Annotated in this window: 23 protein-coding genes; 6 read left to right on the forward strand and 17 right to left on the reverse strand. The window is 44.2% G+C overall.

Going from position 1 to position 21,517, the window contains the following annotated elements:
* Window positions 1-13 precede the first annotated feature (13 nt).
* Complete coding sequence (locus tag NST59_RS17535; RefSeq protein ID WP_058838506.1) at window positions 14-1,435, forward strand: ATP-grasp domain-containing protein; 1,422 nt, start codon at window positions 14-16, stop codon at window positions 1,433-1,435.
* A gap of 17 nt (window positions 1,436-1,452) precedes the next feature.
* Entirely contained in the window at window positions 1,453-2,646 is a 1,194-nt protein-coding gene (locus NST59_RS17540; RefSeq protein ID WP_185847167.1) for an aminotransferase class I/II-fold pyridoxal phosphate-dependent enzyme, read from the forward strand.
* A 214-nt stretch (window positions 2,647-2,860) separates the two neighbouring features.
* On the opposite strand, the gene NST59_RS17545 is transcribed toward NST59_RS17540, so the two are convergent.
* From NST59_RS17545 to NST59_RS17600, 12 genes are all read right to left on the reverse strand, one after another.
* Window positions 2,861-3,652, reverse strand: a complete 792-nt coding sequence (locus tag NST59_RS17545; RefSeq protein ID WP_326848357.1) for an SDR family oxidoreductase — start codon at window positions 3,650-3,652, stop codon at window positions 2,861-2,863.
* A gap of 104 nt (window positions 3,653-3,756) precedes the next feature.
* Window positions 3,757-4,212: a dTDP-4-dehydrorhamnose 3,5-epimerase family protein gene (locus NST59_RS17550; RefSeq protein ID WP_058838504.1), complete on the reverse strand. Its 456-nt coding sequence runs from the start codon at window positions 4,210-4,212 to the stop codon at window positions 3,757-3,759.
* Window positions 4,205-5,059: a dTDP-4-dehydrorhamnose reductase gene (gene rfbD / locus NST59_RS17555; RefSeq protein WP_041087734.1), complete on the reverse strand. Its 855-nt coding sequence runs from the start codon at window positions 5,057-5,059 to the stop codon at window positions 4,205-4,207. The genes NST59_RS17550 and rfbD overlap by 8 nt, the downstream gene beginning before the upstream one ends.
* Before the next feature lie 3 nt (window positions 5,060-5,062).
* Window positions 5,063-6,028: a dTDP-glucose 4,6-dehydratase gene (gene rfbB / locus NST59_RS17560; protein ID WP_341040871.1), complete on the reverse strand. Its 966-nt coding sequence runs from the start codon at window positions 6,026-6,028 to the stop codon at window positions 5,063-5,065.
* Window positions 6,025-6,765, reverse strand: a complete 741-nt coding sequence (locus NST59_RS17565) for a sugar phosphate nucleotidyltransferase (protein WP_058838502.1) — start codon at window positions 6,763-6,765, stop codon at window positions 6,025-6,027. The genes rfbB and NST59_RS17565 overlap by 4 nt, the downstream gene beginning before the upstream one ends.
* Window positions 6,766-6,767: 2 nt before the next feature.
* Window positions 6,768-7,796, reverse strand: a complete 1,029-nt coding sequence (locus NST59_RS17570; protein WP_341040872.1) for a PseG/SpsG family protein — start codon at window positions 7,794-7,796, stop codon at window positions 6,768-6,770.
* On the reverse strand, window positions 7,793-8,533 hold the full coding sequence (locus tag NST59_RS17575) for a glycosyltransferase family protein (protein WP_341040873.1): 741 nt from the start codon (window positions 8,531-8,533) through the stop codon (window positions 7,793-7,795). Before NST59_RS17575 ends, NST59_RS17570 begins: the two co-directional genes overlap by 4 nt.
* Window positions 8,523-9,647, reverse strand: a complete 1,125-nt coding sequence (locus NST59_RS17580; protein ID WP_341040874.1) for an N-acetylneuraminate synthase family protein — start codon at window positions 9,645-9,647, stop codon at window positions 8,523-8,525. The genes NST59_RS17575 and NST59_RS17580 overlap by 11 nt, the downstream gene beginning before the upstream one ends.
* A 1-nt stretch (window position 9,648) precedes the next feature.
* A complete protein-coding gene (locus tag NST59_RS17585) occupies window positions 9,649-10,524 on the reverse strand; it encodes a GNAT family N-acetyltransferase (protein ID WP_058838498.1) in 876 nt (291 codons plus the stop codon).
* Complete coding sequence (locus tag NST59_RS17590) at window positions 10,521-11,699, reverse strand: DegT/DnrJ/EryC1/StrS family aminotransferase (RefSeq protein WP_058838497.1); 1,179 nt, start codon at window positions 11,697-11,699, stop codon at window positions 10,521-10,523. Before NST59_RS17590 ends, NST59_RS17585 begins: the two co-directional genes overlap by 4 nt.
* A 21-nt stretch (window positions 11,700-11,720) precedes the next feature.
* Window positions 11,721-13,133 (reverse strand): capsular polysaccharide export protein, LipB/KpsS family, encoded by a 1,413-nt coding sequence (locus NST59_RS17595; protein ID WP_059377872.1) that lies wholly within the window; start codon window positions 13,131-13,133, stop codon window positions 11,721-11,723.
* Between the two features lie 6 nt (window positions 13,134-13,139).
* The gene (locus tag NST59_RS17600; protein WP_064498861.1) at window positions 13,140-13,910 is read right to left on the reverse strand and encodes a glycosyltransferase family 2 protein; all 771 of its coding nucleotides are present in this window, start codon (window positions 13,908-13,910) and stop codon (window positions 13,140-13,142) included.
* 184 nt (window positions 13,911-14,094) lie between these two features.
* Between NST59_RS17600 and NST59_RS17605 the strand changes: the two genes are divergently transcribed.
* From NST59_RS17605 to NST59_RS17615, 3 genes are all read left to right on the forward strand, one after another.
* Window positions 14,095-14,760, forward strand: a complete 666-nt coding sequence (locus tag NST59_RS17605; protein ID WP_228280201.1) for a YIP1 family protein — start codon at window positions 14,095-14,097, stop codon at window positions 14,758-14,760.
* 193 nt (window positions 14,761-14,953) lie between these two features.
* Entirely contained in the window at window positions 14,954-15,496 is a 543-nt protein-coding gene (gerQ, locus tag NST59_RS17610; protein ID WP_034660388.1) for a spore coat protein GerQ, read from the forward strand.
* A 129-nt stretch (window positions 15,497-15,625) separates the two neighbouring features.
* Entirely contained in the window at window positions 15,626-16,243 is a 618-nt protein-coding gene (locus NST59_RS17615; protein WP_039182316.1) for a cupin domain-containing protein, read from the forward strand.
* 41 nt (window positions 16,244-16,284) lie between these two features.
* Here NST59_RS17615 and NST59_RS17620 read toward each other — a convergent pair whose 3' ends face one another.
* The 3 genes from NST59_RS17620 to NST59_RS17630 form a co-directional block, all read right to left on the reverse strand.
* Complete coding sequence (locus NST59_RS17620; RefSeq protein ID WP_025093833.1) at window positions 16,285-16,656, reverse strand: DUF423 domain-containing protein; 372 nt, start codon at window positions 16,654-16,656, stop codon at window positions 16,285-16,287.
* A gap of 70 nt (window positions 16,657-16,726) precedes the next feature.
* Entirely contained in the window at window positions 16,727-18,034 is a 1,308-nt protein-coding gene (locus NST59_RS17625; protein ID WP_041087711.1) for a purine/pyrimidine permease, read from the reverse strand.
* Window positions 18,035-18,067: 33 nt separating this feature from the next.
* Window positions 18,068-18,400, reverse strand: coding sequence for a YwdI family protein (locus NST59_RS17630; RefSeq protein ID WP_047203643.1), 333 nt, complete (start codon window positions 18,398-18,400; stop codon window positions 18,068-18,070).
* A 170-nt stretch (window positions 18,401-18,570) separates the two neighbouring features.
* On the opposite strand from NST59_RS17630, the gene NST59_RS17635 reads away from it, so the two are divergent.
* Window positions 18,571-19,929, forward strand: coding sequence for an aldehyde dehydrogenase (locus NST59_RS17635; RefSeq protein ID WP_144468056.1), 1,359 nt, complete (start codon window positions 18,571-18,573; stop codon window positions 19,927-19,929).
* Between the two features lie 33 nt (window positions 19,930-19,962).
* Here NST59_RS17635 and NST59_RS17640 read toward each other — a convergent pair whose 3' ends face one another.
* Both NST59_RS17640 and NST59_RS17645 read right to left on the reverse strand, forming a co-directional pair.
* A complete protein-coding gene (locus NST59_RS17640) occupies window positions 19,963-20,643 on the reverse strand; it encodes a uracil-DNA glycosylase (RefSeq protein ID WP_268424371.1) in 681 nt (226 codons plus the stop codon).
* Entirely contained in the window at window positions 20,640-21,467 is an 828-nt protein-coding gene (locus NST59_RS17645) for a glycosyltransferase family 2 protein (protein ID WP_041087706.1), read from the reverse strand. Before NST59_RS17645 ends, NST59_RS17640 begins: the two co-directional genes overlap by 4 nt.
* Window positions 21,468-21,517 lie beyond the last annotated feature (50 nt).

The raw sequence follows: 21,517 nt of genomic DNA on the forward strand, positions 1-21,517 counted from the left end.
AGGAGTGCTTTCATTGAGTAAAAAAACCGTACTTGTCATTGCTGACTTAGGAGGGTGCCCGCCCCATATGTTTTATGAAAGCGTGGCGGCACCTTATCATATCGTTTCTTATATCCCGAGACCCTTTGCCATTACAAAGGGACACGCTGAGCTAATAGAAAAATACTCCATTGCCGTCATCAAAGATCGCGATTATTTTGAGACACACCCTTCTTTTGAACACCCTGATTCTATTTACTGGGCACATGATGATTATTTGAAATCAGAGGAAGAGGTGGTGGATGACCTAGTCCGTGTGGCTTCCTTTTTCAAAGCTGATGCCATCACCACCAATAATGAATTATTCATTGCACCAATGGCAAAAGCCGCCGAACGGCTGGGGCTGCGCGGCGCTGGGGTAAAAGCAGCTGAAATGGCGCGTGATAAAAGCCAAATGAGAGCTGCATTCAACGCTGCTGGTGTCAAAGCGGTGAAAACTCAGCCTGTCACCACTTTAGCTGATTTCCAGCAAGCTATTGAACATATCGGGACACCGCTTATTTTAAAGCCTACATATTTAGCAAGCTCGATTGGCGTGACCCTTTTTCATGACAGAGCCGGCAGTGATGATCTCTTTTTAAACGTACAGTCCTATTTGCAAACCATTCCCGTCCCAAACGCTGTGACATATGAAGCACCATTTGTCGCTGAAACGTACTTAGAGGGGGCTTACGAGGATTGGTATCAAGAGGGTGGCTATTCTGATTATGTCAGTGTAGAAGGGTTCGTAGTGGAGGGAGAATATATCCCTTTTGTCATACATGACAAGACCCCTCAAATCGGTTTTACAGAAACGGCTCATATTACTCCCTCGATCCTAGACAATGAAGCACAGCAAATCATCATTGAGGCAGCTAAGAAGGCAAATGAAGGGCTGGGACTTGAAAACTGTGCGACCCATACAGAGATCAAGCTCATGAAAAATCGAGAAACAGGACTGATCGAATCCGCAGCTAGATTTGCTGGCTGGAATATGATTCCGAATATCAAAAAAGTGTTTGGTGTGGATATGGCCAAGCTGCTGATCGATGTATTAGTCGATGGAAAAAAAGCGAATCTGCCAAAAGAGCTGCTTTCTGGACATACGCATTATATAGCAGACTGCCATTTATACCCTCAGCATTTCAAAGAAAGCGGACACATACCGGCAGAGGCCACACATATCACCATTGATCATGTCCATATTCCGCAGGATGCTTTAGTTGGAGATACTGTGATCGTCAGTGAATCCGTCCCATCTAAAGGCACCTTTGTGGATCTCTCTTTATTTGAAGCCTTTAATGGCATCGTGTCGCTTGAATTAAAAGGGTCATCCTCACAGGATGTTGCCGCATCCATCCGCAACTTACAGAAGCAAGCTGCCATTCAGTTAATGGATGAATTAGTGAAGGGATAGAAAGAGAGGGTAATGTGGTGAAGATCTTACCATCTAACGTGATTGAACGGCTGCCAGAACAGAAATTTGGAACCGTCTTTGAGAAAATTGCGCATAAAGCACAAAACGGGGCGAACATCATCAACCTTGGGCAGGGAAATCCTGATCTTCCGACTCCTGCACATATCGTAAGCGCGCTTCAAGAGGCAGCAGGCACTTTAGAGTTTCAGCAGTATGCACCTTTTAGAGGCTTCGACTTTTTCAAGCAAGCCATTGCAGATTTCTACAAAAAAGAATTCGAGACTGAGATAGACCCACAGAAAGAAGTGGCCCTTTTCAATGGGGGGAAAACAGGCCTTTATGTCATGAGTCAGTGTCTGCTTGACCCAGGGGACATTGCCATCGTCCCCGATCCAGGATACCCAGAATATCATTCTGGGATCTTGATGGCAGACGCAAAGCCCTACTGCATCAAACTTGAAACGAAAAATGGCTATTTGCCGAATCTCTCTTCAATTGATCCGGAGGTGCTCAAAAAGGCAAAGGTTCTTTTCTTAAATTATCCGAATAACCCAACAGGTGCTGTGGCAAATGATGCATTTTTTGAAGAGGCTGCTGATTTTGCATCAGCTCACGGACTGCATGTCATTCATGATTTTGCCTATGGTTCATTTCATTATGAGCAAAAACCAGTAAGCTTTCTGAATGCTCCTCTTGGAAAAAGTGTAGGAGTAGAATTATATTCTCTATCCAAAACATTTAATATGGCAGGGTGGAGAGTCGCTTTTGCTGTAGGTAATGAGGACATCATCCAAGCCATTAACGCCTTCCAAGATCATGTGTTTGTTAGTATGTATGGCGGATTTCAACAAGCCGCAACCGTCGCCTTGCAAAGTGATGACCGTCACATTCAATCATTAAAAGAGGTCTACCTTGAACGAATTCACTTCTTCATCCGTCAGGCAGAAAAGCAGCTAGGATGGTCCATCGAACGTCCAGCTGGCGCCTTTTATTTATGGGCTCCAATCCCTGATGAGTTTGAACATTCTCATGCATTTGCAGACTATTTACTCGAACATACCGATGTCGTTGTCACGCCCGGGGGGGTGTTTGGAGCACATGGAAAACGTCATGTCCGCATCTCAATGGTTGCTCCAATTGAACAGCTTGCCCTGTTTATCGACCGGCTTCGCATCCTTCCGATTCGCTTTAATCAAAAAACCCGCATCTAGCGGGTTTTTTTGACAAATGGCTAAAATGGGTCTTGATTTTAGCCATTTGTCTTCTTTTCAGCGTGATAGAAAACCTTTGCAGCCCTAGGAAGGACGAGTATCGGAGCGGAGCGAATTTGACATTCGTGAGCACCGGCACGCAGACCTGACACCGAATGCGAGGGTTTGTCTACACGCTGGATCAAAAAACCCGCATCTAGCGGGTTTTTTGATGCTATATACTTTTCATTGCTCCACCATCGACAGATATTTGTTGTCCTGTAAGATAGGAGGCTTCCTCTGATGCGATAAAAGCGGCCAATGAAGCCATTTCACTCGCTGAGCCCACTCGTTGCATTGGAATTCCTGATGCTACAGCCTGTACAGCTTCTTCCCGCGATAATGCCTGTTTACGCATCATGTTTCCGATAAATTGTTCATACCGATCTGTAGCAATAAATCCCGGGTTTAAACAATTCACTGTGATCCCTGAAGGTGCAAGCTGTGTGGCAGCATTTTTACTAGCATTGATAATCGCTGCATTCATCATGCTGTTCGTAAACATTTGGTCACCAGGTTCCTTCCATAGGTTCCCGACAATTTGAATGATCCGGCCATATTCATGTCGTTTCATCATCGCTGCTGCACGCTTCATCGTATCAATGTACGCAATGGCTTTTTGAGAAAATGCTGCCATCATCTGCTCGCTCTCACATGAATCAAAGGTATCTGGCTTTCCCCCCGGAATGTTATTAATCAACACATCCAGTCTGCCAAACTCTTTTTCTATTTCCTCAAAAGCCTCAGCCCGCACCCCTTCATCTGACATGTCGCCACAGAAAAGAGCCACCGGCTCCTTTGTTTCTGCCATACGCCCAATGTCCTGCTGCGCTTCTTCTAGTGAGGATTGATTTCTAGAATTGATGATGATCTTTACATTGTCTTGAGCGGCAAGCTTAATGGCGATGGCCTTTCCAATCCCTGTACTTGCTCCTGTTACAAATGCAATTCTTTTAGACAAACTCATCCACATCCCTTTTCTTATCAGCTTCGTACATATACATAAAATGACACATATAGAATGTATTTCAACAAAAAAAGACCTTTCTCCTGCGAAAGGCCCCTCGTTCTCTATTTAAATGTCGTTTCCCAATCAAACCCGATCATTTCGTCATTCCAGGCGATTCGCTTTTCATCTGGGTTTTTCGGGTCATACGATTCTGTTGTGAAATACACAATTTGCAGTGGCGTCTCACCTAATACACGGTAGCCATGCGCGACACCCTTTGGTATGAGAAGCAGCATCGGATTGTCTTCCCCCATATAATACACATCGGTTTGCCCCTTTGTGGGAGAGTCCTCACGCAAATCATATAACACGACCTGTGCATGACCTGCGGGGAAGAACCAAACGTCGTCTTGTTTTTCATGATAATGAAAGGCTTTGATCACGCCTGGAAAGCTTTTCGACCATGACGCCTGACCAAAGCGTTTCAGCATCGGTTCATCATCTCGAATGAGCTCTGCAAAAAAGCCGCGGTCATCACAATGTTTCATGAGTTTTTTCGTTTGAACACCATCAATCATGCTGATGCCATCTCCCTTCTTTCTGCAAGTATTCGTGAAGTGCATCCTTCCAATGCCTCGGCTGCCAGCCTGTGGCTTCAATCGCTTGAAGATCTAAGACAGAATAGGCCGGGCGTGGCGTTTGGAAGCCATACTCTTCCGTGGAAATCGGCTCAATTGTGGCGGACAAGCCGCTTTTCATCACAATTTCTGACGCAAAATCAAACCAGGAACAGCTTTCTCGGTTACTGACATGGTACACGCCTGCCTTCTGATCAAACAAATGAATCAGAGCCTCGGCTACATCCTTTGTATAAGTAGGAGACCCTATCTGATCGTTCACAATGCGTAAATGATCCTTCGTTTCAGCAAGCCGAAGAATGGTATTCACAAAATTATGCCCCTCATGTCCGTAAAGCCACGAGGTACGAATGATTTTCACTTCGTCTGATACAAGCTGAATCAATTCCTCACCAAGCTTTTTACTCTTTCCATAAATGGTTTGAGGATCTGCTTGTGCATCGACTTGGTAAGGGGTGTCCGCCTGCCCGTCAAACACATAATCTGTACTGACATGTAACACATCAGCCCCTGCGCGCTTTGCTTCTAATGCTGTATAGTAGGCGCCAATCCCATTCACAAGATACGCCTTTTCGGTTTCTGTTTCACATTGATCAACAGAAGTATAGGCTGCTGCACTGACAACAATATCAGGCTGATAGTGTCTCATCGCATGTCTGACTGCTTGCTGGTCTGCGATATTGAGCATGTTCCTCGTTAAGGCAATGACGGTCATGTCTTTTTCCTTGAGCTGCCTGCTCAATTCTTTCCCCAATTGGCCGCCTGCACCGGTGATTAAAACTTTCATCCGTCACCCTTCTTCGCTCTGATCGTATTTGGCTCGATACCAATTGATCGTTTTTTCGATACCTTCTTCAAATGACGTCTCCTGCGTCCAGCCGAGCTCGCCTTTTAGCTTACTGGCATCAATGGCATACCGTCTGTCATGTCCTTTTCGATCTTGAATAAACGCAATTTGATCATGACTGATTCCGAGCTGCGATAAAATCGTTTTGGTCAAATCGAGATTTGTTTTCTCATTGCCGCCGCCAATATTGTATACCTGCCCCGTTGTGCCATTTTCGAGCACCTGCTTCACAGCTCTCGCATGGTCCTCTACATACAGCCAATCGCGAATTTGCTGGCCGTCTCCATAAATCGGGATGTTCTCTCCATTGACTGCTTTTCTAATAATGGTCGGGATTAATTTTTCCTCATGCTGATACGGTCCGTAATTGTTGCTGCATCGTGTAATCATCGCGGGTAATTGGTGAGTGTGGATATAGGATTTCACAAGCAGGTCTGAACTCGCCTTGCTTGCTGAATAAGGATTATTCGGTGAAAGTGGTGTTTGTTCTGTGAAAGCAGGATCATCTGGCTCCAAATCTCCATATACTTCGTCTGTTGAAATATGAATGAGCTTTTTCGCCTTTCCTTTTAAGACCGCTTCAAGCATACGATACGTTCCGAGGACATTTGTTTGAATAAAAGGCTCTGCTGATTCAATGCTGCGATCAACATGCGATTCTGCCGCAAAATGAATGATGGCATCATAGACTTCGTCAAATGCTTGATCCAGCTCATGCTGAAGGGTGATATCCCCTTGAATAAAACGAAAATGAGACAACTTTAATAATTCATCCATCTCCTCTGGATGGCTGGCATAAGTTAATTTATCAAAAACGGTGAGCCGGACATCTGTATCCTGAAGCAACAGCTTCACAAAATTCAGTCCGATAAAACCCGCTCCGCCTGTAATTAAATAAGACTTCGTCATTCGGATCCCTCTTTTTTCTTCATCGTTTCAAACATTTTCGCAGATGCTTGGTGGAGAGATTCATGTGTTCCTGCATCAATCCACCACCCTTTTAACATATCATAGGTCAGCTGACTATTTGAGATATACAGATTGTTCACGTCTGTAATCTCTAATTCGCCTCGATCTGACGGTGAGATTCTCTCAATATATTGAAAGACTTCCTGGTCATAAAAATAGATACCCGTAACGCAGTAAGATGAGCGCGGATACTCCGGTTTTTCCTCTATTGATAAAATCCGTTGGCGCGTGGCATCAATTTCTGCAATGCCAAACCGCTTTGGATCTGCCACTTCTTTCAACAAAACCTTGGCTCCTCTTTCTTGCTGCTGAAAGGCTTCAACAAAAGAATTTAGTGAATCCTCAAATACATTATCACCAAGCATCAGCACAAACTTCTCCCCTTCTACAAAGGGCTTTGCATAGGATAAACCGTCTGATATTCCAGACGCTTCAGGCTGTACCTGATATACGATGTTCATCCCCAGTTCCTGATCGCTTTCAAGCAGCTTTTGAAACAGCGGGATTTGTTCTTCTTGTGATATGACCATCACATCTAAAATCCCTGCTTCCTTCAATTTGAACAATGACCAATAAATCATTGGATATGGACCAACCGGCAATAAATGTTTATTGAAAATCTTCGTTAAAGGCGCCAGTCGTGATCCCTTTCCTCCTGCTAAAATAACTCCCTTCACATCTACACATCCTTATGTTCTTTTTGGTGATGATTCATGAGGTGTATAAGAATGTTTTTCACTCGTTCAGTTCCTTTTCCATCTATGAGTGTCCGTCCATTGAGATGAATGCTTCTGCGGAGAAAATAGCTGCCGGACAGTCTTTCCACAGCACGCCGAATATCTTTTTCATCCACAAGTTCACCTAATCCAAGATGGTGACAGGCTCCCTTTTGCGCAAAACGAGCGGCTGTCACTGCTTGGTGGTCTACTTGTGAAAGGACAATGCTGGGCACTCCGATACAAACTGCCTCGTATAACGTCATCCCGCCAGCCACTATTGCCAGATCGGCTTCCGAGAGACGCGCAAGTAATTGATCTGTATGACGAATGAATTGTATATGCTCAGCCTCTATTTGTTCTTCAATGCGGGAGGCTTTTCCTGTAACCGCTAAAATGTGTAGGTGGTCAGCTTCGAGAAGTGCTGATACAGCCTTTGATGACAATCCACGCGGGTCACTGCCCCCAAGGCTGATGACCACCTTTTTGCATTCTTTTCGAACCTCATATGTGTCTTTTAACCGACTTATCTCTTGATCTAACATTAAATAAGGTGTTCCATCAAAATATGCTGTCCCATCTACTTGCATGTGATTTTCGTCCAGACCGCCATAAATGCCGTTCACGACAGCATCGGCAAGCTGACACGCTTCTGCTCTATTTTCTTCGAATAAAACCAGCCTTGCAGAGCCGGAGCACGCTTTGATCAATCGAAGAAATTGGAGGTCACATTCAAGTACATCAATCAGCAAAAGATCAGGATTCAGCTCTTTTATATCCTTTTCCATCTGAAGGAATGCCTTCGACTCCTGCACTAAATGAACGTGCCAATTTGGACCTGAGAGCATTTCTACACAGATCTGTTCATTTGTATAGAAATATAAGTCGTTTCCTTCTTGAAGCAGTTGATTTGCCAGCCGTTTCATTCTGACAACATGCCCCATTCCTCTTAAAAACCCGCCATACACAACAATCATGATTTTCTTGTTCATTCAGCATCCTTCTGTTTCACAAATTGATTCAATCGAACAATATCGGGATCTTGTTCGCAAATGGTGATGAGTTCAGCCGTAGGCACATTAATGGAGCCGCCAGCTTTCTCTAGTAAACGGGTCGCAAACTCATAATCTTCTTCTGTATCAATCGTGAATCGATAAGCAGGATATGCAAGTTCTTTGGGCGGTGTGAATAATTGCAGATGAAATTGCTCAGGATGCTTTCTGATATAGAGCGTGACATGCTCACGCTCTGGCTGCGTAAGGGGAAAATTGTCGATTTTACTTAAAATCTGTGCGTCGATCATTTCCCCGGAAATACCGAGTGGTGTGCCAGTCGTATATGTGTAATCAGCCTTCTCTTGTCTATGTTTTTCAAGCATTTTCGACAAAAGGGCCGGATCTATAAATGGGTTATCTCCTGTTAAACGCACAATGATTTGCGGTTCAAAATGACGGACAATCTGCGCAAATCGCTGCAATACATCTGTCTCACTGCCACGAAATACTTTATATCCCTTTGAGAGACAATAATGAGCCAGCAGATCATCTTCTGCCTCAACTGTTGTGGCAATCATGAGGTTCTGCGTTTTGTGATTGTAATGATCTGATTGCTTTACCCGTTCAACAATCAGGTCGATCAGCGCCATACCGCCGATCGGTTTCATCACCTTTTTTGGCAGCCTTGTTGAGCCCATTCTCGCCTGTATGACAAAGAGCACATCATTGATCATTTGGCGTCTCCTGCATGAGTACATCTTTCCACGAAACCCCTGTATGGGCTGGGATATCTCTGACAGCCTTTGCGCCAAGTAAAATCGCCATATAACGCGGATGCAGACCTTGGCTTTTTTGTCCTGGACGTAACACGGCTAGATTTTCTGTGGTTAATGTCTCGCCCTTCGCAATGCCTTTTGTCGTAAAAATGCCTCGATACGCAAATTCACGAATCTTGCCTTCAATAGCTGTTGTCGTTTTATAAGAACTGCCAAGGAGCTCTTCTGGCACTGAATGAGTGTCAGCTTCTTTTAGATTCCGCTGCTTTTCTGCCGCTCGAATATGCTGAACCATTTCCTTCAATTCATCAGGATCAAGAGCAAAGGAATGATCAGCCCCAGGTAACGTTTTATCCACTGTAAAATGCTTTTCAATGATTGCTGCCCCAAGCTTCACAGCGGCCACTGGCGCTTCAGTCGGATGCTCACTATGATCAGAAAAGCCAATGACTGCATCGGGAAATGCCGCAGCTAATGTTTGAAGCACTCGCAGATTCGTGTAAGCTCTAGGTGCTGGATACTTTGCTACGCAATGCATGATAGCGACCTGCTGATTTTGTTCGCTTGTAATCGCCTCATATGCTTCATGGACATCTGAAATGGTTGCCCCGGCTGTTGAGAAAATAATGGGCTTTTGAAAAGATGCCGTGTGACGCATAAGCGGCAAATGATTGATTTCATAGGATGCCAGTTTGAAAGCCGGCGGATCAGTCTGATTCAATAGATCCGCAGATTCTTCGTCACACACTGTGCTTAAAAAAATCAGCCCTTTTTCCGCGCAGCGTGACAATAACACCGGAAGCCATTCTGGCGGCAGCTCCATTTGTTCTACTAAAGAAAAAATGGACACCTCTTCTCCCTTGGCTGTTTCATACAAACCCGGTTCCTTTTGATACATCCGATCAGCTTGAAACATTTGAAACTTCACCGCATCGGCACCTGCTTCTTTTGCCGCATCAATTAAAGCAAGTGCCTGATCCAGCTTTCCATCATGGTTAATGCCTGCCTCTGCAATGATAAAGACAGGCGCACCATCCCCCACTTTGCGATCTCCGATATAGAAATGCGCCATCTTACCTCTCTCCTTTTTTCGGCCACACATGGTAATACAAGAAGGCATTTTTTGTTCTAAAGCCCAGCTTTTCGTACAGCTGAATCGCGGTTGTGTTATGCATCTGAGTTCCGGCAGACATAAACCGGTGCCCTCTCTCATACGAGGCTTTTATCATCGCCGTAACCAGCTTTTTTCCGATCCCTTTTCCTTGTGTATCTGGTCTAATGGACAATAAATCAAGGATCAGTTCATCGCCCTTTGTTACACCTTGAATCAATCCAATGACTTCACCGTTCACCTTTGCCGCGAGATTGATATCTGCACGTCCGAGCAAATTATTTCTCATCCATTCCTGAAAAAAATGCTGGACGACATTCTGATCAAGAAAAGGATCAAGTGCATACCGGCTTTTCCCAAAAGCCTGATGAGCAAGTGACACCGCCTCATCGTATTCCTTTTCATCCGGCAGACTGATGACCACATCTTCACCTGTTGATGGTATTTCCATTTGAACAGGGGGCGCCTCAAGACGAGTGAGCCCGCCCACATAGTACACATGTGACAGCCTTTGGACGATGCGGTTTTTTTCAAGATCAGACGCTTCAAGACGTAAAAAGAAAAAATCGCATTTTTCTGTTCTCATCCAATTGATGAAACGCTCCATCAATTCTTGAAAAGCTGACGCTGACTCCGCTTCTATAAACTTCACATGAAAAATATGCTGATCAAAAATGCCACTTTCCCATTTTGACCATTCATATAACAGGACCGCTTTGAGCTGGGCGCCATTAACAAGAGCAAACTGCTTGAAGGCGTTCATTTGTTCCGCTTGTTGTCCGTATTTCTTCAGCCAAGCCGCCAGCACCTGATCATCGATGGAATGAACGACCTTCATGATGATGCCTTCTGTTCTTTTAAAATAGACAGCACCGCTGTGATAACATCCTGCACATCTTCATCTGTCATACTTGGATAGAGCGGCAGTGAGAGCGTCTGCTTGTAGTATGCGAGTGACTCAGGGAAATCCTCTGGTGAATAGTGATACGTTTGTTGATAGTATGGGTGCAGGTGAACAGGGATAAAGTGAACACTCGTGCCGATTTTATATTCCTTTTGCAGCTGATCAATCAGTTCATCACGCGTGATGAATGCTTCTTTTGGATTCACTTGCAGTACATACAAATGCCATGCATGTCTCCCTTCTTGATGCACAGGCGGCAGGATCAGGCCCGCTTCTTTTTGAAAAGCCTGATTGTATTCTTTTGCAATCTGTTCTCTCCGTGCCTGCATATCATCTAGTCGGCTTAGCTGAACAAGCCCTAACGATGCCTGCACGTCAAACATATTCATTTTATAACCAGGTTCCTCGACCTCGTAATACCACGTTCCTTTTTCTCCATAACGATTCCACGCTCCCTTGCTCATCCCATGGAGCGCTAGTCGTCTAATTCGAGCCGCAAGCGCATCATCATTTGTTGTCAGCATGCCGCCTTCACCAGTCGCTAGGTTTTTCGTTGCATAAAAGCTAAAAGCGGTCGCATCCCCAATCGATCCAACGGGCTGACCATGGTACGTTGTGTAAAGAGCATGGGCAGCATCTTCAAGTACAAATAGATCATACTTTTTGGCAATCGCTAAAATCCGGTCCATATCGCACGATTGACCAGCAAAGTGAACAGGGACAATTGCTTTTGTATGTGGTGTTATGGCCGCTTCTATTTTCTCTGCATCCAGATTGAGTGTTGCTGGATCAATATCGACAAATACAGGCGCTGCTCCCGTATGGATGATTGTATTTGCTGTTGCGCAGAATGTCAGAGGTGTTGTAATCACCTCATCCCCAGAACCAATCCCTCTTGCCTTTAACGCTAAAAATAAAGCAGCCGTACATGAATTGACTGCGATCGCATGTTTTGCACCGGTCAGCTGCTGAAATTCTTCTTCAAACTGTCTTACTTTTGGTCCAGTTGACAGCCAGCCGGACTTTAATGTTCCGATGACTTCATCGATTTCTTCCTGTTCAATGAAAGGCAGAGCATAAGGAAGAAATTGTGCTCTCTTTTTTCCCATATCGCTTGCACACCCCTATCTTCATCTCTGAAAATCCACACCAGTTTTTGTTTTGAGCAGAGAAAGCAGAACATCGGTAGATCGCGCATGCGGATAGTGTTGTTTAATGAACTGAGCTCCTTGCTGCTTTGCCAGCTTCATCTCTTGTTCATCCGACAAAATACGAATGGCTTTCTCAGCTAGTTCTACAGGATTTTCCATATGATAGCTGCCAAGCGACTCGTAATATGGGTATCTTCTGCCTTCTGTCATTTTCCCGATCAGCACACTCTTTTCAAAAAGCATGGCTTCAAGACCAACTGTTGATGTGAGCGTAATCACGATATCCACATATGGCAGCAGGTCATACAGGTCAATTTCTTTTTTAATCAATTTCACATGATTTCCCGCTCGTTCAATAGACACATAGTCGTTTAATCGATTTCGAGCAATTTCCCAAGGATGCGGCTTCATGATCAGCTGAATGTCTTTCCGTTTGGCAATCGTTTTAAGAACATCACCATAGAAGGCTTCAGAAAACGGCTGCGTTGCCACAAGCACGGTCTTTTTAGCCGGACTGAAGTTCAATTTACGAAAAATGAGATCCTGTTGAAGCGGTGTTCGCTCCTTCACCAAATCAAACCTCGGATGACCTGTGATTTCCACCTGTTCCGGCTGACAGCCTTTGTCTACATACCAGTCCTTTTCATACTTTCCAAACACCCCATGACAAGTCGTGAAAATCGGTAAAAAGGCTTCGTCTCCCATAAGCGCGCCGTGCTGAAGACAGATACTCGTCAGCTGGCGTTTCACTGTTTGCAAAGCGAGTACACGGCTGTAAGCATCCTCCGTCGTTCCAACAATAACAGCTGCAATCGGCTGCATTTGAAACAGCACTTCAATCTGGTCAATGACATCAATAAATTGCACAATATCCTTCCGCAATTTTTCTCTAAAAAAGACATTGCCAAAGACAGGGTGGTGAGCGTAAGGTTTAAGGAGAGCATTTGCTTTTTCAATATATTCAGCGTGGGCTTCTTTATTAACCTCTCCGGTTAATTCCGGCTTACTGATAACAGGTAATCCGAAATAATCTGCCTTCTTCCAGCGAGCAAGCACCACCGTTTGGTTTGGATGGAACCGCTTGTAATTTTGTTCAGTAAAACGCAGGTGTTCAAAGTGAAGCAATACCTTTCCATTCGCCGGACGATAAGCGATACGCTTGATCTGCTGCTTATGCTGATCAAAAAATGGCTGAATCTCTTCCGGTAATGGACAATCGGTTGTCAGTTCTTGACCAAATGCTTCATCTTCCATGCGTTCCCTCACTTCAGGACTGATATATTGATAGAAATTGCTGATCAACCCAAGAGGAATTTCCTTGTAGGACAAATCTTTCATCAGATTCACATACTCAAAGTACACCTGCCAATAATGATGAATATAGTGCGACATTTCAGGTCACCTCCCATATTTTTGTTTTAATATACTGCGGAGATCCCAGCAGGTAGACTGCTCGGGAAGTGCATGAATAAAGGCACTTTTCTCTTCTGCTGCCAGCTGATAATGAATCGACTGTTCTGTGATGTAATTTGTATCTAATATTTCATCAAAGGGATAAAACGGATAAAAATGATTTAATCGAAAAAAGAAGCGGGCATCCCCTATTCGATAAAAATGCGGACTCTCGTCCCAGTAGGACCCAAATTCATCATGAATTTTTGATAAAATGGATGCACGATGCACGACAGAGCAATGATCTATGGCGCAGGGAGCATTCCATTGCACTGTTTGCGCCGGCCGAATCATTTCCTTCACTGGCTCTTTTTTGCTATTTAAATAGATAACTTTAGAACTAGAATAGACAATATCTTTATCTGGATGGGCATCTAGATAATGAGTGAGCTTCTCTAAACGGTCCGGGGCATAGACATTGTCATCTGTGGCATAGGAAATATACTCGCCCTTTGCCAGTTCTAATGCTTGATTAATCAGCACGGCATAGCGAGTTTTCGCTGTTCTCTCTTCCAATGTTTTGACACCGCTTTGGATAAAGTGAACGCGGGGATCTTTGCGAAACGGTTCAATAGCAGCAAGGGTTTTTTCGTTTGATCCATCATCCATGATAAAAAGTTCAAAGTCTGACAGCGTCTGCTGCAGGACCGCTTCAATCGATCTGCCGACGTAAGCCGCCTTGTTGTAGCTCGTCATAATGACAGTTACTTTTGTCAAAATTATCACCTCGGTCTCTTTCAAACTATGTTTATCATATGTGTCTCCTCTTAAAGAGACTGTAGAGTGACCTATTTTTTATAAAATTGTATTTTTTTATTGATCTTTCTTTGAAAAACGTGAACTTTTTGGTAATATAAGTAATCATTTATGTGTATTAAAGGAGTAAAGAACATTGGAAGCTATGAAGAATGATCACTCCCAAGAAGAGGAAGTAAAAGGATTTTTTCGATTTTTTAAAATTTTCGTCGCGACAAAAACGATTATTCGCTCATATCGACATTCCAATATACCAATTTGGCTGATGATGCTCCTTGCAAGTATCGCCGGTACGGGCTGGATCTACGAAGGGTATTTTAGCGAGTATATGGGCAATCATATTCCATTCCCTTTTATTCTGTTACAAGGAGCGGGATATGGTATTTTGGCAGGCAATATGATTCTATTTTTCGGTGCCCTCATCATCAAATGGTTAGGGCGTCTCTTTTTCGGCTGTCAAACGGCGTATCGAGATATACTCAAGGCCTGCACACTGACGGTCTTTTTCCCTTCTGCTTTATTTGCACTTACTTGGATTTCCACTGTTGGGATGCTCGGTCCGTATACGTTTGTTAAAATCACACCATATTTAGATCAGCATTATGAAGTATGGTATTATATCGATCTTTTGACTCTTACGGATGTATATGCAAAGACGTGGATATTTGGAATGGCTGTTTTAGGCATTGTCGCTGTGATGAAGCTCAGATTATGGCAAGCCTTCATCATTGTGATCACACCGCCCGCCGCGTTTTTTCTCATCGTGACACTTTTATTTGATGTTCAGCACGCTGTAAACTGGATCATGTAAAAAGGACGAGTACCGATAGAAGGCGAAGGTTTGTCTACACACTTAGGAATTGCGCAGCAGTTCCTTTTTTTCGTTCAATGTACATATTCTCCCCTCCTGTCTCATAGTGTGAAAGAGAGAAAGAATGCTATGGAAACAACAGGCGCCTAAACGCCTTCTGTTTAGAACACCATGAGGAAAGAGGAGGAACGTTATGAAATTGAAAAATCAATTTGGGCAAGGTTCGGGTTTCGAAGGTCAAGATTTCCGCCAGCAACAATATGGAGCAAATCCGTATCCTGCGCAGCAGATGGGTTATTCAGTCCCTCCCCAAACGCAGGGTCAAATGCAAGGACAAATGCAGCAGGGGTTTTCACCAATGCCGTCTACCGGCACTTCACAAGGAGGCCAAGGAACGCAAGGCGGCGGTCAGCCATATCAAATTCCTTCTGGACCGATTTATCAGCAAAATGTCACCGGACAGCTGCCTATTGAGCAGTCCTATATTGAAAATATTTTACGATTGAACCGCGGCAAGGTAGCCACGATTTATATGACGTTTGAGGCGAGTAAAGAATGGAATTCGAAGATTTTTAGAGGCGTCATTGAAGCTGCAGGACGTGACCACATTATCATTAGTGATAACAAAACAGGAACACGATACTTACTATTAACAATCTATCTTGATTACATTACGTTTGATGGAGAAATTCAGTACGACTATCCATATTCAATGTCAACATATTCTCCGAGATAACGACATACATGGCAAAAGCAAGGCTCAGGTTCCCTTGCTTTTTTCTTTTGTCTAGGTTTTTGTCACACCTCTGGGGCGCGGCTCATAAGATGCCTAGTAGTTTTTATCAAAAGCCTAGAGGTGACATCAATGACTGTTGAACTGGATTATACATCACCAAATGTGAAATTTTCATACGATCTGAATCAAAGCCCCCTTGTGAAATACGATCAGCATAACCTGATTAATGTGTTAGGAAAAAAACAATTAAACTCATTGGATCAAGTGTCCCTGCTGGATATATATTTGAGTAAAAGCAAAGTCGTAGAGCCTCATTATCATCAAAATGCCGCAGAGCTTGTTTATTGTATAGCCGGTTCTGCTGCCGTATCGATGCTGAATCCATTTACAAAAAAACTGCACACCTATACCATTACACCTGGACAGGTGGCAAACGTGCCTCAAGGCTGGTGGCACTATGAAGTCGCTCTCCAAGACAGAACTCATTTGTTAGCTATTTTTAACGCATCTACACCTGAAGTGATCCTAGGCTCAGACCTTCTTACCCTCACCCCTTCTCACATCATGGCCCATACTTATTGCATGAACGAAACACAATGGAAGCAGGCGACTAAGCCTGTGAAACCAAGCGTGTTTATCGGACCATTTTGCCACCGGGAGGAGGAGTCTCAAACGCACCCTGTCCCTCCTTCTCACTACGTCCCTTATTATCAAGCACCACCCAATTATACTCCTTACTGGAGTTAAGAAAAAAACCGATGCCCCTATGAGAGCATCGGTTTTTTACCTTATAAATTTTTTGCTGCTGCAATGACAAGCATGATCCAAGAGGCGATAAATGCTACTCCGCCAATTGGGGTAATGGCACCTAGAATCTTCACCTGAGTCAATGCCAGCACATAAAGGCTTCCTGAGAAGAAAAGGATGCCTGCAAGCATCACCCAGCCAGCGGCAGGAACCAAGGAGACACCTGACAGCTTATCTGCAAGAAAAGCGACAACAAATAAGCCAATGGCATGAAACATCTGATATTGAACACCTTTATTCCATATTTCTATATATTTTTCAGGGATTTTCCCTTCCAGACCGTGCGCACCGAAGGCTCCAAGGCCTACAGCAAGCATGGCGTTAATGGCACCTAAAATGAAAAATAGTTTCATTCGTCATTCTCCTTATCTCGTCAATTATGTTTATCATAGCGCGGGTGAAGGGCGACATTCAACTTTCCCTTTACGTTGACACGAGATTGTCGGATTTCTTTTTCTTTCGTAACAAGACCTGATCGACAACAATTGCAATGAGCGTGCCTAGAACAAGACCGTTGCTTAATAATGAAATGAGCACAGGATGCATTCCTTTCAAGGCCCCCTGAGGCACAAACATCGCCCCTACGCCTGCTAAAACGGCAATCCCAAGAACAAAGCGAATCCGCGGAATTTCTTCTTTCTCATATTGATCAAACTCCGACATCGCAATCCCAATCATAGAAGAGAAGACCACAAAGTTTACAGCAAGCCCCACAGGTGATGGCAATGCAGAGAAAAAGCTCATGAGCAGTGGAAACAAACTAATGAGAACAACAAGCAGACTTCCTATGAAAAAAGGCTTTCTCGAAGGAATTTTGGTTGTCTGGATAAATCCTGCTGCCCCCGAAATAGGTACAGGCGCAATCGCACCGATCAGCCCGCTTAGTAAATGACCAAATGCTGCGACAAAACCGGCAGGACGTGCTCTCTTCCGCTCACGCAGTTCACCAAATGCCTTCACTGAGCTTTCCACAATTCGGATACTTGCCAGCATGTTCACAATGAGTAAAATCGTTATAAAAAAGGACGTGACAAGCAATCCACTGTCAAAGACCGGCATACCGAATGGAAACAGCTTCGGAAACTCAATGATTTGCTCTGGAATTCGAACTGGCTTCGCCAATCCGAGTAGAGCGAATAACAGCCATCCGCCTGCAAGTGCGAATAACACAGAAAACTGCCTCAAGTAATGCCATTTTGAGCGGCTGATCATGAAGGTGAGGATAATAATCAAGATCGATAAGCAAAAGACAAGCCCGTCTACTTGATTTCCTCGATACCCGATGCCCATCAGCCCTTTCATGATTGGCTGACTTAGCTGCACAACAAGCAGCAGCAGGTAAATGCCTGTGACGACTGGCGTAAATAAAGACGCGAGCCAATTGATGATTTTAAATAGACTAAAAATAAAAAAGAAAATAGCACTAAAAATTAAAGCCCCTTGTAATGCTTGCAAGGTTTCAGGATACGTCGCAAAGATTGTTCCTGTCATGCCGGCATAAAGGGTATACACACCCCACCAAAGCCCTGCTGGACTTTCATTGATTGGCAGCATATGGCCGCATAAACACTGCACCATCGCCACAAGACCAAGTGAAAAGAAAGTACTTTGAATCAGCTCTGCCGATTGTACTTGGTTCAATTCAAATGCTTGTGCAATCGCAATTGGTACGGCAATAGAAGCTGCGATAAAAAATGCCATCCACTGAATGGCGCCCAAAAATAGTTTCAAACCGATCACCTTCCCTTTGTCGTGACAAGACCATTAAAAATCAAAAATAGAGTCGCCGTTCCCGTCCTTCTCTTTTTGACCCTCATCATTTTGCTGAAATTTCTTCGCGCCACTTGTGCCCATGAGTTTCTCCAGCATGGCTTGATCTGTAGACACAGATGGCGCTGATGGTGTATGTATCGATGGAGGTGGTGAGATGACTGGCGACTGCGGCATTTGCGCCTGTGATGGTGCGTCGAGAATGACATCACATAGTGAAGAAATCGCTGCCACTTGACGTTTCACCTCTTCATCATTTCCACTTTGTTTTGCTTTTTGAACCGCTTCCTCCATTTTTTGAAGCAGGCTTGATATATGAATATTCAAGGGTAGACCCTCCAATCTAAAAAAATCTCTTTTCAACATTATTTTACCAAATGAACAAACCAAATGGGTTCATTTTTTCAAAGCAGTGCGCTCACGACTCTCTTAATTGACCCGTCACCTTTATTCACACATAATAAAAGAAACAAAATCGTCTATGAAAGGATTAAATCATGAACAAGCTCACCGCTCTATTTCAGAAACAAAAAGTCTTTCAGAAGCCGGCAGTTAAAGAACGCATCCGCATTCTTCAAGACTTAAAAGCAGCAATCAAACAGCATGAGAAGGATATTTTACAGGCCTTAGCCCATGATTTACATAAATCCGAACAGGAAGCCTATACAACGGAGATCGGGATGGTGTATGAAGAAATCAATCATACCATCAAACACCTTCACAAATGGGCGAAGCCAACACGCGCGAAAACACCGCTGACTCATATCGGATCGAAAAGCATGATCATCAAGGAGCCCTATGGAAGTGTGCTCATCATTGCCCCTTGGAACTATCCTTTCCAATTGGCCCTTTCTCCATTAGTCGGCGCGATTTCTGCGGGAAATGCCGTGATTTTAAAACCGTCTGAGCTGACCCCGGCAGTCTCACAATTGATCAGCACTATCATGAAACGTGTATTTCAAGAAGACCATGCGGCTGTCGTAGAGGGCGGTGTCGATGTCAGTACAGAGCTGCTGAAGCTGCCCTTTGATTATATCTTCTTTACTGGAAGTGTGGCAGTCGGCAAAGTCGTCATGGAAGCCGCCGCAAAGCATTTGACCCCTGTCACACTTGAGCTTGGCGGAAAAAGTCCTTGCATCGTCATGCCCGATGCCGACATCAAGCTGGCAGCGAAGCGGATCACCTTTGGAAAATTCACCAATGCAGGGCAAACTTGCATTGCACCAGACTATTTGCTCGTTCATGAATCCATCAAAGAGAAACTTTTGCTAGAAATGACGGCCTGTATCCGTGACTTTTATGGTGAACATCCCGAAACGCATCCGCACTTCGGAAAAAATGTCAGTCAGCGTCATTTTGACAGGCTTTCACAATTTCTCTCAAATGGAACGATCGTCACAGGTGGACAGCGCAATGAACACGAGCTTAAAATCGCTCCGACCATTTTAGACGACATCACTTGGGAGGATCCCGTCATGCAGGAGGAAATTTTCGGGCCGATCCTGCCTGTCATGACCTTTGATTCTCTGCATGAGGCAGCGCATATGATCAAAGCAAGGCCAAAGCCGCTGGCGCTTTACTTATTTACAACAAATAAAGACACAGAATCGTATATTCTAGAAAACCTCTCATTTGGCGGAGGATGTATCAATGACACGCTTATGCATGTCGCTACCCCTTACCTGCCATTCGGAGGCGTCGGCGAAAGCGGCATGGGACGATATCACGGGAAGGAAAGCTTCTTTACTTTTACGCATGAAAAAAGCGTCCTGCGCCAAACGAACCGCTTCGATTTTTCCTTCCGTTACCCAAATGCGAAAAACGGACTCGACTTGGTCCGCAAATTTTTAAAATAAACAGGACGAAGGGGCCCTCCCCTCGTCCTATTTTCATTCAATATCCTTGATACACCAATTGATTTCTTCGAATCCCATTTGCTTTAAATACGTGTTTACCTTTGAAAACGGCCGGCTGCCAAAAAAGCCGTTTCTTGCAGAAAAAGGACTTGGATGAGGTGACTCAATGATGTAATGCTTGTTTTGATCAATGCGTTCTTTCTTGTTTTGAGCATGTCTTCCCCATAACACAAAAACGACGGGCTGATCACGTTCATTCAGCACATCAATCACGCGGTCTGTCACACGTTCCCAGCCCTTGCTTTTATGCGAATTCGCCTCTCCCTTTCTCACAGTCAGCACAGTGTTTAAGAGCAGCACACCCTGCTCTGCCCAGCTGACAAGTGAGCCGTGGTTTGGAACAGGACAGCCAAGATCATCCTTTAGCTCTTGAAAAATATTTCTCAAAGATGGCGGGTGTTTGACGCCCGGCTGAACAGAAAAGCTTAATCCATGTGCCTGTCCTGGGCCATGATAAGGGTCTTGTCCTAAAATCACCACTTTGACCTTTTCATATGACGTCAAATGAAGGGCACGATACACGTCATCTGGTTTTGGAAAAACGGTCTGCGTGCGATATTCTTCCTTCATCCATTCACGTAATTCCTGATAATACGGCTGTTCAAATTCACTTTTCATCACAGCCCACCAGCTATCATTTAAAAATGGCTTCATTGTGGTTTTCCTCCTTCTACTTGCTGCGCTAGTCTGGAGATCATCGGTTTTCCATCCCACACAATCTCACTCTCTGATTCTCGCTTTTTCATCGCTGGTTCTTCTAATAATATAGCAAAGTTCGCTGTTGGCAGGTCGCCTAAATCATGCTTTTCACTTAAATCATCTAGGTAGTTCTTCCTTGTTTCACCAAGATCACTAGACTGATTTCCACCGCCGTCAAAAAACGCATAGATCACGCTGGCAGCTGGTACTCGTTTGACTCGGGCATGCTGTGATACACGCAAAAAGAAGTCCCAGTCCCAATAATGATGCATCGCTGGATCAAAATAGCCAATCTCATCGTGTATAGAGCGTTTGTACATACTGCCGGAAGGAACATATGTAGAAAAGACACGCATATCCTCAATGTCCGCTGTATAAGCAAACAAACGTCTCGACAACGGGAAACGGGTCGCGCCTTTTTCTTCAAACGACACAATTTCTGCATCAGAAAAGACAAAATCGGCATCTTCCAACGCCTTGCTCATGCGTTCGATATGACAAGGTGTGAAGTAATCATCGTCGTCACTCAGCATGATGACGTCGCCTGTCAGCTCCCGCACCCCCACATTTCTGGCATTCACATGCTGAACATTCTCATCTAAATGAATCAAACGGATCGGAAGCTCAGGGTAAAGTTCCTGTATGATGTCGACTCGCTCTCCTGCATCATTGACGACGACAATTTCAAAAGGCTGTACGGTTTGTCTTGTAATGGATTCAAGCAGCTCACACAGTGCACTGAGCCGGTTATGTGTCACAATTAATAAGGAAATCTTCATATGCAGCTTACTCCTTTAATAGATTCGTCTTTTTCCATTAAAACATAAAT

Origin of the sequence: Bacillus sp. FSL R5-0439, assembly GCF_038008805.1 — a bacterium.
In the GTDB taxonomy this organism is placed as follows: domain Bacteria; phylum Bacillota; class Bacilli; order Bacillales; family Bacillaceae; genus Bacillus; species Bacillus safensis.

What these genes read in the sequence shown, in the direction of transcription:
- NST59_RS17545 (WP_326848357.1), bottom strand. Translation starts at nt 3,652, where the DNA reads ATGAGTTTGTCTAAAAGAATTGCATTTGTAACAGGAGCAAGTACAGGG.
- NST59_RS17550 (WP_058838504.1), bottom strand. Translation starts at nt 4,212, where the DNA reads ATGATTGATGGTGTTCAAACGAAAAAACTCATGAAACATTGTGATGAC.
- rfbD (WP_041087734.1), bottom strand. Translation starts at nt 5,059, where the DNA reads ATGAAAGTTTTAATCACCGGTGCAGGCGGCCAATTGGGGAAAGAATTG.
- rfbB (WP_341040871.1), bottom strand. Translation starts at nt 6,028, where the DNA reads ATGACGAAGTCTTATTTAATTACAGGCGGAGCGGGTTTTATCGGACTG.
- NST59_RS17570 (WP_341040872.1), bottom strand. Translation starts at nt 7,796, where the DNA reads ATGAACAAGAAAATCATGATTGTTGTGTATGGCGGGTTTTTAAGAGGA.
- NST59_RS17575 (WP_341040873.1), bottom strand. Translation starts at nt 8,533, where the DNA reads ATGATCAATGATGTGCTCTTTGTCATACAGGCGAGAATGGGCTCAACA.
- NST59_RS17580 (WP_341040874.1), bottom strand. Translation starts at nt 9,647, where the DNA reads ATGGCGCATTTCTATATCGGAGATCGCAAAGTGGGGGATGGTGCGCCT.
- NST59_RS17585 (WP_058838498.1), bottom strand. Translation starts at nt 10,524, where the DNA reads ATGAAGGTCGTTCATTCCATCGATGATCAGGTGCTGGCGGCTTGGCTG.
- NST59_RS17590 (WP_058838497.1), bottom strand. Translation starts at nt 11,699, where the DNA reads ATGGGAAAAAAGAGAGCACAATTTCTTCCTTATGCTCTGCCTTTCATT.
- NST59_RS17595 (WP_059377872.1), bottom strand. Translation starts at nt 13,133, where the DNA reads ATGTCGCACTATATTCATCATTATTGGCAGGTGTACTTTGAGTATGTG.
- NST59_RS17605 (WP_228280201.1), top strand. Translation starts at nt 14,095, where the DNA reads ATGAAGAATGATCACTCCCAAGAAGAGGAAGTAAAAGGATTTTTTCGA.
- gerQ (WP_034660388.1), top strand. Translation starts at nt 14,954, where the DNA reads ATGAAATTGAAAAATCAATTTGGGCAAGGTTCGGGTTTCGAAGGTCAA.
- NST59_RS17615 (WP_039182316.1), top strand. Translation starts at nt 15,626, where the DNA reads ATGACTGTTGAACTGGATTATACATCACCAAATGTGAAATTTTCATAC.
- NST59_RS17620 (WP_025093833.1), bottom strand. Translation starts at nt 16,656, where the DNA reads ATGAAACTATTTTTCATTTTAGGTGCCATTAACGCCATGCTTGCTGTA.
- NST59_RS17635 (WP_144468056.1), top strand. Translation starts at nt 18,571, where the DNA reads ATGAACAAGCTCACCGCTCTATTTCAGAAACAAAAAGTCTTTCAGAAG.
- NST59_RS17640 (WP_268424371.1), bottom strand. Translation starts at nt 20,643, where the DNA reads ATGAAGCCATTTTTAAATGATAGCTGGTGGGCTGTGATGAAAAGTGAA.
- NST59_RS17645 (WP_041087706.1), bottom strand. Translation starts at nt 21,467, where the DNA reads ATGAAGATTTCCTTATTAATTGTGACACATAACCGGCTCAGTGCACTG.